The organism is Candidatus Melainabacteria bacterium, from assembly GCA_003963305.1.
GTDB lineage: Bacteria > Cyanobacteriota > Vampirovibrionia > Obscuribacterales > Obscuribacteraceae > PALSA-1081.
On sequence record RXJR01000017.1, the window covers coordinates 94,671 to 106,976 of the forward strand.

The 12,306-nt window shown below is 51.2% G+C and carries 11 protein-coding genes; 7 read left to right on the forward strand and 4 right to left on the reverse strand.

Going from position 1 to position 12,306, the window contains the following annotated elements; all coding sequences use genetic code 11:
* The first annotated feature begins 123 nt into the window (after positions 1-123).
* A complete protein-coding gene (locus tag EKK48_17155; protein ID RTL40179.1) occupies positions 124-957 on the forward strand; it encodes a hypothetical protein in 834 nt (277 codons plus the stop codon).
* 14 nt (positions 958-971) lie between these two features.
* On the forward strand, positions 972-1,535 hold the full coding sequence (locus EKK48_17160) for a hypothetical protein (GenBank protein RTL40180.1): 564 nt from the start codon (positions 972-974) through the stop codon (positions 1,533-1,535).
* A 118-nt stretch (positions 1,536-1,653) separates the two neighbouring features.
* Here the strand turns inward: EKK48_17160 and EKK48_17165 are convergent, their stop codons facing one another.
* From EKK48_17165 to EKK48_17175, 3 genes are all read right to left on the reverse strand, one after another.
* The gene (locus tag EKK48_17165; GenBank protein ID RTL40181.1) at positions 1,654-2,040 is read right to left on the reverse strand and encodes a DUF393 domain-containing protein; all 387 of its coding nucleotides are present in this window, start codon (positions 2,038-2,040) and stop codon (positions 1,654-1,656) included.
* A 187-nt stretch (positions 2,041-2,227) separates the two neighbouring features.
* The gene (locus tag EKK48_17170; GenBank protein ID RTL40182.1) at positions 2,228-2,671 is read right to left on the reverse strand and encodes a response regulator; all 444 of its coding nucleotides are present in this window, start codon (positions 2,669-2,671) and stop codon (positions 2,228-2,230) included.
* Positions 2,672-2,752: 81 nt separating this feature from the next.
* Positions 2,753-3,328, reverse strand: coding sequence for a hypothetical protein (locus tag EKK48_17175; GenBank protein RTL40183.1), 576 nt, complete (start codon positions 3,326-3,328; stop codon positions 2,753-2,755).
* A 153-nt stretch (positions 3,329-3,481) separates the two neighbouring features.
* Between EKK48_17175 and mnmG the strand changes: the two genes are divergently transcribed.
* A complete protein-coding gene (gene mnmG / locus EKK48_17180) occupies positions 3,482-5,356 on the forward strand; it encodes a tRNA uridine-5-carboxymethylaminomethyl(34) synthesis enzyme MnmG (GenBank protein RTL40184.1) in 1,875 nt (624 codons plus the stop codon).
* A gap of 3 nt (positions 5,357-5,359) precedes the next feature.
* Here the strand turns inward: mnmG and EKK48_17185 are convergent, their stop codons facing one another.
* Entirely contained in the window at positions 5,360-6,508 is a 1,149-nt protein-coding gene (locus EKK48_17185) for a hypothetical protein (protein RTL40185.1), read from the reverse strand.
* A gap of 194 nt (positions 6,509-6,702) precedes the next feature.
* Here EKK48_17185 and EKK48_17190 point away from each other — a divergent pair, with 194 nt between their 5' ends.
* From EKK48_17190 to EKK48_17205, 4 genes are all read left to right on the forward strand, one after another.
* Positions 6,703-8,496, forward strand: a complete 1,794-nt coding sequence (locus tag EKK48_17190; protein ID RTL40186.1) for an alpha/beta fold hydrolase — start codon at positions 6,703-6,705, stop codon at positions 8,494-8,496.
* The gene (locus EKK48_17195; protein RTL40187.1) at positions 8,493-10,379 is read left to right on the forward strand and encodes a tetratricopeptide repeat protein; all 1,887 of its coding nucleotides are present in this window, start codon (positions 8,493-8,495) and stop codon (positions 10,377-10,379) included. Before EKK48_17190 ends, EKK48_17195 begins: the two co-directional genes overlap by 4 nt.
* 164 nt (positions 10,380-10,543) lie before the next feature.
* Positions 10,544-11,107 (forward strand): hypothetical protein, encoded by a 564-nt coding sequence (locus tag EKK48_17200; protein ID RTL40188.1) that lies wholly within the window; start codon positions 10,544-10,546, stop codon positions 11,105-11,107.
* A gap of 70 nt (positions 11,108-11,177) precedes the next feature.
* A complete protein-coding gene (locus tag EKK48_17205; protein ID RTL40189.1) occupies positions 11,178-12,215 on the forward strand; it encodes a hypothetical protein in 1,038 nt (345 codons plus the stop codon).
* The last annotated feature ends 91 nt before the right edge of the window (positions 12,216-12,306 follow it).

Consider the following 12,306-nt stretch of genomic DNA (forward strand, 5'->3'; position numbering starts at 1 on the left):
TGTGAACTGACAGCGTCAGCGCGAAATTCAACCGTCGTTCAAACTGTTCGATTAAACAAGTCATCAGCCCTTCCATATAAATAGAAGGGTCGATATCATTTCCTGCAATACTGATTTTTATCCGTGATGCACGAGGTGGTGACTGTGGCGGCTGTTTTTTCTGCTGAAGAAATTATGGATATTACGGGTGCCAGGCTGGCACTTGGATTGATGCCTGACGAATCTGCCGAGGTTCATACAGACACGCGCACGCTGCCTGAAGGGGCGTGGTATGTGGCGCTGTCTGGAAAAAAATACGATGGTCACGATTTTTTGGGCGATGCCTTCTCCGAAGGGGCTATCGGTTGCATAGTCGGCGAGCGGCCCGCATATGCGATTGCGAGCACTAGTTTTCCTCTTCTTGCAGTGATAGATCCTCTCGATGCCCTGGCTAAACTGGCTAAACACTGGCGAGAGCATGTATCACCAAAAGTTCTGGTTGTGATGGTAAATCGCTCGGAAGAACGCTGTCCGGCCGGCAAATTTTGTTATGACGATTTGCAGGTGAAGCATCGTACGGAATATTTGCGCCTCGCCAATGAAGATACCGGTGCAGTACTAAATGCGGTGCTTGATGTGAATGAACCAACCGAGCGGCTGATTGTGGAAATTTCGCCAACGAGCTTCGATCACATCAGTAAAGCGCTGTCGGTGCTGGACCCTGATGTTCTTGTAATTTCGAAAGACGGTTACGATCATTTCCGCATGTCTTGCACTCAACAGGAGTTCAACGAAGGGCTGAATGCAACGTTTGCCTGGCCGGATGCGAGCAAATGCACGTTAATCATTGCGACATCTGCTCAAGATGTTGTGATTCGTAGTGATGCCTTCTCGGGAAAGAAAATCATTCATGAGGACGACGATCACTCCGAAGATCCAGATATCTGGGCGGCGCGAAAGGCTTGCGCAGCTATTTAGCAGGAGTTATTGCGATGTGTCCTGCTAAAGTCGAGAAAGTCGTGTATTTGGGTGATTTCACCGTTTCTGATGGAAATGTCGCCGCTGCAGATCCATGTCGAAAGACTTTGGACGATGGTGGTAGTGCTTTTTTTTCTAACTGCGCTGTTGGCTTGTGGCACGCATTTGTTTTGGATGACTCGGCGGACGCTTATAAACTGATTGCAATTTACTCGAGGGCTGATGCTGAGCTGGCTTCGTGGACTATTTCGCTTGGTGATTCGGTCAGTGTCTTGTCTGGTCAGGCCGGAATCTTCGACAGGTCGCGTTATCGGTACGATCAGGAGTTTTATGAGCGGCTGTGTGATTTGACTGCTCGGGGCGTCGCTGACTCCGTTCAAAACAAATTAGCTGGTCTGGAGGCATGGTGTTTTGACTGGGGCGCCGTGACAGCCACCGCGCTGGGTGATGGTAACTTCTTGTGCTACACGCTTGTGGCAGCGGGCGGCACTACAGTCGGTGTCGCAATCGACTTCTATCCTTCTTATACTTCATGGGCTGATATCAGCCTCAATAAAGTCATGGGTCGACTGTCCTAGCGCGATAGGGCGAGTCACGGTAATTGGTGAGGACTGGTGAACTGCGACGCCTGAATGGTGACGGGGCGACGGCTGGTGTTCCCTGCAGATCACTCGTTTACCAGTAACGTGTAAAGGCTCAGGTGGGTTGTTGAACGAATCTGCGGCGGTTGCGAGAGACCAGAAGATAGAGCTGTCTGGTCAGCCACATGGTGCCTGGTAAGCAATAAAAGACCACGGCTATTTTGCCACCGGGCAAATTTTTCAGGATGATTGGAATCGCCTCAGGACCTTCCCATCGATAGTTCATATCGTCGAAAAGAACGAGGCTCCATGGGCTTGCATCGAACTGATTCAACAGGCGGGCATCTTCCGGCGCTGTTGATTCACGGCTGATGAAGTTGAATTTTCCTGTCCGATCCCAGAGTTTGATAATCGCTGCAAGCTTGCCAACGAGTGCGCATCGTTCGTCACAAACGATTCTGAACGTATAAAGTTCTTGGCACTGTGTGGCAAGTTGTTCCATAGTTTCAAACCTATCCAGAATGAGGTTTCAAGTTGATTAAGTTTAGCAGAACTTTACCGTAATGGCATATCAGAAAACCCTAGATCTAATCATGGTTTTTGGCTTATTGCTGCACCTGTCGAGTTCGCCCATTAGAAGAGTTCTGTTGACGAATTTTTTGTTCAGGTTGTCAAGAAATAGCAAACTGCTATGCCACCGAATCTGGTTCGCGATTCTCTTCGCTGCTTCCGAGCCACTTTTGGATCTTGTTCTGTAGTTGCTCGAGAGTGAACGGTTTGGACAGGTAGTCATCCATGCCAGCGTCGAGGCAGCGCTCTCGATCACCGCTCAAGGCGTGAGCTGTTACGGCTATGATGGGAACTCGATGTCCCTGCGCATCTTGCAACTCGCGAATTTGCAACGTGCACTTCAGTCCGTCTGTGACCGGCATTCTCCAGTCCATCAAGATGATGTCGAATGATCCCTGGCGGAGCAGATTCAGCGCTTCACCGCTTGTTGTTGCAAATTCAACTTCGATGAAGAGGTGGTCGCTTATGAGTGACATGAGTTTCTGATGAGCCAGGTCGTCGTCGACGACAAGCACTTTGGGGCGCCTGTCCTCGTCTTGCTCGTTTTGTGATTCGGGGCGCATGGATTTACCAGCAGACTATCAACTACATTATTATGCCCGAATTTGCAATGGTTGACGTAGACTTTGAGTAGCAAAACTCTTTTACTTGCAGCAGGTTCCGGCTGATTTGCCTTCTTTCAATTTGTTTGCCCCGGGCTTTTCCGCTGATGATTTATGGGATGAATCGCCAGCTTTATCAGACGCGGAAGACTTCACCCCAACTGCCATCGCGCGGTATTTTTTCAGGGCCGGGCTTTCTTTTTCGAATGGGTACTCATTGGCATACTTGTCGTCGACAACCTTCTGGATCTCAGCAATTAGCTTGCCCTCTTTCTTCATTCGGGCTGCGATAACTGCTTCGTCTGTACAAATCTGGCAGTCGGCACCATGAGTGGTAGTGAAACAATCGAGCAATGAAGTGTGCTGATCGGTTTCGTCGCAACCGCAATAACAGAAAAGCTTTTCGATGATTTCAGGGCATTGTTGCGCGGCTTGATAGCCGACCGCTGCCTGTCCGAAAAACTGCCCAGCCGGGAGCACCGTTCGTGACACGCCCGGAACAGCATGTGGCGTTTCGCTCGCTTTTGTTATTTCGCTCCATTCCGACCAGGCCAACATCCCGCCGATTGCCAGCGCAACGGCGAGTCCGCCAAAGATTGTTTTGATTCCCGAGTCCATCAGGTGATTCTGTTCCTGTTGACCTTCTGTAAACTGGAATAGGCGCGCTATCGCTATGTTTGATATGATGGCACACTTAAGCTGAGATTGGTAACGCGAAATGTTGCCGATGAAGCGCCTGTCACATTTGTGCGCGGCGCGAAGAGACGAACCATGACGCAGAAGTACGACGTAATCGTTATCGGTGGAGGGCACGGCGGCTGTGAAGCTGCTAATGCCGCGGCAGCCCTGGGCTGTTCCACTTTGATGCTTGCCGTAAATCTGGATACGATCGGTGCGATGCCGTGCAATCCGGCCGTCGGTGGTCCTGCTAAGTCTCACCTCGTTAAGGAGGTGGACGCGCTCGGCGGAGTCATGGGCATAGCGGCAGATGCCACTTACTTGCAGATGCGCATGCTGAACATGAGCCGCGGGCCGGCGGTTCAGTCGTTGCGGGCTCAGTCGGACAAGCGCGAATACAGCGCCTGGATGAAAAATTATATGGAATCGCTGCCGAACGTCACTTTGCGGCAGGGAATGGTGAAGAACTTCCTGGTTGAGAATGGCAAAGTTTCCGGTATTGAGCTTGCTTTCGGTGACCGCATCGAGGCGCGCGCTGTCGTGCTGTGTGCGGGTACTTTCCTGGAAGGCACAATCTGGATTGGAAAAGAGACTATGCCGGCTGGGCGAGCCGGTGAGTTCCCCGCGATTGGTTTGTCTGCCTATCTGAAGTCTCTCGGCTTCAGGATGGATCGCCTTAAAACCGGAACCCCGCCACGTTTAGACGGACGCACAATCGACTACACAAATCTTCCTGTGGTGCCGGGTGATGACAGTCTGCAGTTTTTCTCATTCCTGGATAATCGTCCGGTCAGAGAGCAGATGCCCTGCCATCAAACGAGAACAACCGCTGTTACACATGAACTGATTCGAAATAACCTGCATGAGTCGCCGATGTATTCAGGAATGATTCATGGTGTGGGACCGCGCTATTGCCCTTCTGTGGAAGACAAGGTAGTGCGTTTCGCAGACAAAGAGAGTCATGCGTTTTTCCTTGAGCCGGAAGGGCGTTCAACTTATGAAGTCTATCTGCAGGGATGTTCTACTAGTTTGCCTGTAGCTGTGCAACATCAAATTGTGCATTCCCTGCCGGGTCTCGAAAATGCCATTATGGTGCGCCCGGCGTATGCCGTTGAGTATGACTACTTACCGGCGATTCAGTTCACGCACGCACTGATGTCAAAAGATTTGCCCGGGTTTTTTGCGGCCGGTCAGATGCTTGGCACCAGCGGTTACGAGGAAGCCGCGGCACAAGGTATCATCGCCGGTATCAATGCGGCGCACTATGTGCTTGATCGTGAACCGTTCCAATTGCTTCGTTCAACGAGTTACACAGCTACTTTGATCGATGATCTGGTTACCAAAGAGATTGGTGAGCCTTATCGGATGATGACCTCTCGTTCTGAATATCGTCTTTTGTTGCGTCAAGACAATGCTGATGAACGGTTGACCCCGCTCGGACGAGAAATCGGCACAGTCAATGATGAACGTTGGGCGGTGTTTGAACGCAAACAGAATGCGATTGGTGCTGAGCGCAAACGCTTGAGCAAAACCCGCATTCAGCCCTCCGCAGAATGGGATGAAGCACTTGCTGAATATAACGAACAGCTGAAGCTCTCGGTGACGCTGGAGGAATTGTTGCGCCGCCCGCGGGTTCCATATTCTGTGATTGCGAAGATGAGCCCTGCGCCTGAGGGCTTTGACTACGCGCTGGAATTGGAAACTGAAATCAAGTATGCAGGTTACATCGAGCGCCAGAAAAATCATGTTGCCCAAACTGAAAAGTACGATTCTGTAAGGCTTCCCTCGGATCTGGATTATTTGTCTCTGGGTAATTTGTGCAAGGAAGCGAGGGAAAAGCTCAACAAGGTTCGTCCCGAGACACTGGGTCAGGCTGCACGCATGGGTGGTGTCAGCCCCGCCGATATTTCTGTATTGCTTGTGACGCTGGAAACTGCTCGTAGAGCCGCGGCCGCAGCCAGGGTGTAATATTTATTCCGTCGGCACCGGCGATGTCACCGTATTTGGTGGCTCGGTGTTGGACGCAGGAATGACTGGGGCGGTTAGATTGGCGTTGCTGGGATGAGCTTGCGGCACAACCTGGTAAGCGCGCCGATGTGGGTACACCGGTGGATTTTCTGGTGTTGTATAAGGCACGATCGGTTTGTTTTCTACGACAGGCTGGGTAATTGTTATCGTGTTTGAATCCGCCGGGTGAGCGGCAGGTGCACTGCGGCGAGCTACCGGCGCCCGGTAGACCGGCGCGCTCCTGGCGGGTCGGTCAGGCGCAGCCGCCTGGTGTTTCGGTGACGGGGGCGGTGCGAATTTGAAGTTTCGTACCATGGGCGACAGGATATTCCAGGCTTGATACAACACTGCAATTGCTATCAGTGGAAGTATGACCGGCTTGGCCAGGTTTCTGATAACGTGCATGGGCGCCGTGTACAGGCTGTAAAAGAAATAGCCGATGCGTTTGAGGCTTTTGTAGTACCAGGGCTTTTTCTTGCGCACTTTGGCACCGCTCGGCGGTCCAAGCTCCATAAGAGCGCGCTCTTCCATCGTGGTGTATCTGATCTTTGGTTCTTCTTCTTCTACCTCTGGTTCGTCCTCTTCCTGCTCGGCGAACACTTCGGATGCGATGCGCACGGGCATCGAGTGCCAGGTCGACTTCTTTTTGGGTTTGCTCGCCGCAGGATCGGGCACTTCAACCGGTTTAATGACTGGAATTTCGTCACTGTCGAAAACCCGGTCAAGTAGTGCATCGCTGTCCTGAAGTTCGGAAGGCTCTGCGGGCAGCTCGGGCAAGCAGACCAGCAGTTTTTCGATCGGAATATTGAGCGTCAGCTCGGTGTTTTCAAAAAATTCCGGCGGAGCCGTAATGTATTTGAAGTTGGCCGAAACCAGTCTGGCAATCTCTTTCAGGGCTTCGTAGCCTGTGCTGATTCGCTCAAATTGTCCATTCTTCAGCTCTGCGCCACAGATGTATCGGCTTTGAGAGATGCAAATCGTTCCGTGGCGCCCGTTTTGCTCATCATTCAGCAGAAGGGCACTGAGCGGCTCAGGTTGTCCCTCCATCACCCTGCGGAGGACTTCGGAGAGCTGCAGTTGGTATCGGAGCGTGCCGGCAAATTGGACGTTCACTTTTTGAATCTCAATGCGTCACTTCTGATTTTCCCAATGGATGGGTTTCCTAACTGCGTTCACTGACAGCAAGAATAATTTTTGTGCCTCTCGGAGCCTAATTTTCACGCGACGGCGGTGATGAGGTTAAATGTATACTTGAGGCCATTCTTATCAGCTGGCGAGAAGGCGACAAAGTCATTGAGGAACCAGGTGTGTTTGGTCGAAAAAGCCTAGTCGGTTTAGCTTTTACCGTAATGCTCGGGTTTAACCTGGTCGTCTCGCCCACGGTAGTAGCCGCTGACAGTAATGCCGGAATCACAAGCCCTGTCGATGATGACGGGTCTAAATCTCTGTTTGGCGGAAAGTGGCGCAGCAGTCTGACCGCCCCCACCGTTCCTGCCCAGCCGACACCTACAACTTCCTGGCTGCCGCAGTCAGGCAAGCCGCGAGTTGCAATGCTCTGTATCCACGGATTCAGTCTCCACAAGTTTTGTTTTGATGCATTCGGCAAGGAAATGGCGAAAGACGGCATTGCTGCCTATGCAATAGACCTGCGCGGGTTCGGTGAATTGAAGAAGAAAACGGAGCATTCTTCGTTCGATATCGACGGCTGGCTGGTAGATATCAAAGCTGCCCTGGAAAAAATCCATCAGGAACAACCGGGTGTGCCGGTGCTGCTACTTGGCGAATCGATGGGAGGAGCCGTTGCTTTAAGAGCGGCAGCGCTTTATCCCGATCTTGTCGATGGTTTGATTGCTTCTGTGCCTGCTCGTGACAGGTTCGGCATGAGTGAGGGAGAGAAGAAAGTTACCCTGACGGCTGTGACTCGTGCTATCACGGGTGATTTCGATAAACCCATCAGCGGTGCCGCCTTTGGCGCTGTGCAGAAGATTTCCGGTCAGGAGTCTTTGCGAGCTCAGTGGAAAAACGATCCGCTTATGCGAACTGATTTTTCAGCCAAGGAATTTGTGCAGTTCGATGAGTTCATGTCCGGCAATTTGAATGCTGCCACCTACATCAAGAAATTGCCTGTGCTCTTCATTCAGGGCACTGATGACAAACTGATTCGCCCCGAGGGCACCTGGAAGCTCTACGAAAAGCTTGCTACCGCTAACCGCCAGCTCGTTTTGAGCAAAAATGCCGAACACCTTATTTTTGAAGAGGGGCAGTTCAAGCCCGAAGATCTGAGTTTCGTTACAACATGGATCGACCGCAACGTGGCACCGCTTGACCTGGCAATTGCCGGCAACGCAGACAAATTATCAGTGGTGGCATCTTCGAAAAACGATGCGACTATGCAGGTTGCTACTACAGGGAACGCTCAGAAAACTGGCGCGGCTAATGGAGGTAATCTTTCCGTTGACGACGTAGCCCGGCAACTGGCTTCTGTTCCGGCACCTGCGGCTCAAAGTGAGTTCAAACACAAGATAGTGGCGACATCACCTCAAATCAATTTCTGGATTGAATTAAATCGTGGCAATAAGATCTACCGCTGCAACAACAAAACTGAATTCAAGACAGGTGACAGAATTCGCTTTCATCTGATTCCCGAGACAGATGGTTATGCATACCTGGTCATGAAGGCAGGCACAACCGGAAAGAGCGATGTGTTATTCCCGAATCCGAAATATGGAACGCAGAATTATCTCAATCACGGCATGGATTATCCGATTCCCGCTGTAGGGTGGATGCAATTCGATCAACACCCCGGTACGGAGCAGTTGGGTCTTGTTTTTGCCAATGTGAAAGTGGATGTCACACCGGAAAAACTGAAAAATCGAACTCTGACTGCTTTTGTTTCGCACGATCAGACCGGTTCGAAAGACCTATGTCCAACGCGCATGAAGCTCTCGTGGGATGACCCGATGCCGGTGATTTTGCCGGATGATTTTTCGGCTATTTCTCAGGTGCAAAATTCAGCCGACAGTAGTCTTGTTCGGCTCGGAGCGCAGAATGGCGGTATGGTTTCGGCCAGCATTTCTCTCCTGCATAACAGCGGACGATGAGGATAAGAATGGGTCGCAGCAGGTCGTTTTGGTTTTCGCAAATATCAGCTGCCATTGTTCTTGTTAACGTTCCGCTATCCGCATTTGGCCAAGCTGGTGGAAACCCCGCTACCAGTGCAAACTCTGCGACCAGCTCGAATACCGCAACCGGCTCGAATGCCGCGACCAGCTCGAACAACGCAACTGGTGCTAATGTCGCTGGCGGTGCTTCATCTCTGGATATGGCACCAAAGGCGGTGCGAGGAATCGAATTCACAAAGATTCAGGACCTCGATCCAAAGTCGCGTGGTGCCAACAGACCCATCAAACAGAAATGGGCTGTGGTTATAGGCATGTCCAAGTTCAAAGAAGCCCGTCTGGCTCCCACTGATGCCATGGATATGGCGCAATCTGCCAGGGAATTCGATAACTATCTGGTCGATCCTCACGGGGGTCGATTCGAGCGCAGTCACGTTAAGTTGCTTACGGACGCAGGCGCATCGAAGCAGGCGATCTCCACGGCACTTGGACCAAGCTTTCTGGGGAGCGCCGGTAAAGACGACATGGTCGTTGTATACCTGGCTACGAGTGCGTTTCCAACCACCGATGGGAACACTTATTTGTGTACTTATGATTGTGCGCTCGATAATATTTACGGCACCTGCATATCAATGCAATCAATAATGAGCACGTTGAAAGAGAGTATTCATTCCGACCGCATTTTATTGGTTTTGCAAGCTGGATACAGTGGTGCGGCTGAATTAGGCGGCGCTGCAAAAACGACCGAAACTACTGCGGCAGCTAAATCTGCATTTAATTTCGACTTGCAGAAAGCCGTCCTGGGAAACGGTTTTATCATTCTATCTTCCAGTCAGCCCAATGAAATGACCTGGAGTACTGCCTTTTCTCGCAATCTGACAAAAGCACTACGAGAGGAAGATGGACTGATTTCGCTCAACAAAGCATTTGAAATTGCAAAAGGTAAGACTGAGGCAGAAACGGCTGCAGCTGGACCTGGGCGTAAGCAAATTCCAGTCATGAAGTCGTCGTGGACAGGATCGGATCTTGTCGTTGGGGCACTACCCGCGGAGCGTGTTGCTGATTTGCCGGCATCCGTCAGTTCCTTTCTTTCAGCTGAAGGTTCCTATCTAAAAGCCAATCAGGCAGTCGCTGAGGGTAAAATCGACGAGGCTCTGGAGCAGTATAAGCTAGCTGTGGTAGCTGATCCAAATTACGCGGACGCTGTTGCCGACTGGGGCGCCGCGTTGACTATGAAGAATGATTGGAAAGGCGCAGCTGACATGTATAGCAAAGCGATTGCGATGCGTCCGCTCGACGAACTTTTCCACTTGAATTATGCTCGTGTGCTGGACAAATTGGGTGACAAGGATGCCAGCTTGCAAGAGCTGAACACCGCATATAAATTGAATCCTAAAGACATGTCCGTGCTCTTAGCGCTTTCCAATAAACTGTTGATCAACAATCAGGCGTCCGATGCTGTGAATTATCTGGAACAGGCAGTCGATTTGTATCCGGCGCGTTCTGATTTGCGAGAGCGCTTAAGTTATGCGTTGATGAAGAGCGGTGATGTCGATCAGGCTTGTGCTCAGGCGAAAGAGGCGGTGCATTTAGATCCCAAATCAGCATCGGCGCATACAACCCTGGGTTCGGTTCTCATGGTGCAGAATTTCGTCACGCCGGCAGTCGAGGCTTATCAGGAGGCTGCCAGGCTGAGCCCGCTAGACCCAAATATTTGCTGGCTTTTAGGAAAGTCTCTTGAAAAAAATGGAGAGCGTGATGCTGCTATCGCGCAGCTGCAAAGGTTTCTAAGCCTGTGCTCGCCCGGTGATCCGCGCGGCGAACAGGCTAAAGCGCATCTTGATGAATTGAAGGCACGCAGGTAAGACGTTCAGAGAATCTTGTTGCAAGCCAGCCGTTGGTTTCTCCGAGTACGTAATAGTTTCGTCAGAGTAATTAATTTCGCAGATTATGTGGAATGAATTGCATCGTTTGCCTGGATTGGGGAAAATTGGCAGACGGTGTGCCGTGGTTGTTAAGTGAGGAAGAAATGAAGCAAATAGATCGCCTTGCGCAGCGACGCAGTCGAATTGTTCGAAGTGCCCTGGTGCTGGTTATCGGTTTGTTTGGCTGTGGCGGCTGGCTGGCTGCTAAGAGCGCTCCAGACATCGGTGAGACCATCAACGGTTTGGCTCCGGCACGAGATCCCGATTCGGGGCTGACCTATATGATGCCTCCCGGATTTTTCAGTCGAGAAAGACAGGACGGCTCAACGGCAGTTGGTGATGTCAATGGAAGCCACTTCAGTGTCGATGTGCAGAAAGTCGATTTCAAAACTGAAGCTGACATGATTGCAGCTATAGAGGTTGAGGCTCAGCGTTTATCAGATCGCAAGAGCGAGAAGAACCTGAAGGTGCATGGTTGCATGGCGCGGCAGTGGTACTACACAAACAAACTTGGTGCAACGAGATTACTCGTCATTGCTACGCCCAAGTATCTGATTGATTGTTTGTGGCATGCAGATATCGAAAACGACGCAAGCAAGAGGGCTTGCGACACTTTTTTCAACAGCATTAATCCGAATTGTCCGAAGTGCAATTTGCCTAAAAACTAAATCGAACCTTTCATTCCTGTCTAAGACGCGCTATCTTTACTGCGTTTTCTGATGAGATGGGAGATCGCGTATGAACAGAGTTTTGATGGGTCTGGTTGCTCTTACCGTGACCGTAAGCGTCCAGTGCAGCCAACTTTGCCTTCCCGCGCAGGCGCAGTGGTCTAGAGGGCAACTGGGAAGTTCCATCGATAACCTGAATTCGCAGATGGATACGCTGGTGAAGACCGTGCAGATTTTTCTGCAAACGCGTGGACGTTGGTTTCCGCAGCCGCAGGGCGCTGATATGCAGCTTTGCTATGCCTTGAAAGATATGAAAGATCAAGTGGCGAAGCTTGATAAGACGAAGCGCGATTCTGATATTCCTTCTCAAATTCAGCGTATCAATTCCAGCGCATCGGGCGTGCTCGGGCTTTTGCAGCAAACGGGAATGGATGCGAGTGTCATGAGTCAGTGGAGTATGGTCAGTAACTCGATTCAACAAATCAGCGGTGGATACAGCATCAATCCTATTCTCAACCCCGGCACATGGAATCCATCACCGGGATGGGAGCGACCCAACTACAATCCCTGGTCCCCAACGCTCATCTCCAGCAGTTATATGGCGCCTAACAGCATTGTTGCCACCTGGAATGATGGTGGGCGTGTCGTAAACGTCACATCTGTGTTGGATTCGTACGTGATTAACAACGGTCGTCGTACTCGACCAGCAAAGGGCGACGAGGTGCATTTGCTGCAAACGGCATATCAGCGAGCTCGCGAGCAGAATCCGGGATTTGCAACTCCGATAAATATTCGTCAGAGAGGGAATGGTACTTTCTATCTGCAGGGGCAACCGCCAGTGCGCATTTCTCAAGTTGAGATTGTTAGCCCGAAATGGTCGCCAGATGTCACTATCAATATTATTGGCGACCATGGGCAGCAGTTCAATGTGAATGGCACTTTGACGAACTTTAGCCCGGGTGGGTTCGGCGTTAACATGCAGAGCTCAGGCATAGGTGGTGCAGCTGGTTCGCTGCAAGCAAGCACTGGAGCTTTCAGCAGGCTTTCCTCGCTGGTCGGCAACGGCAGTCTCGGCGGACGACCTTTCAGCTTGCAATTTACGCAGTAACGTTCGGGCTCGGGTTTTGCTCAGTTTTTGTGGGCACTCGGCTTTTGTTCGCGTCTTTGCTCCGTGTGGCACGGATTTTGCTCGCGCTTGG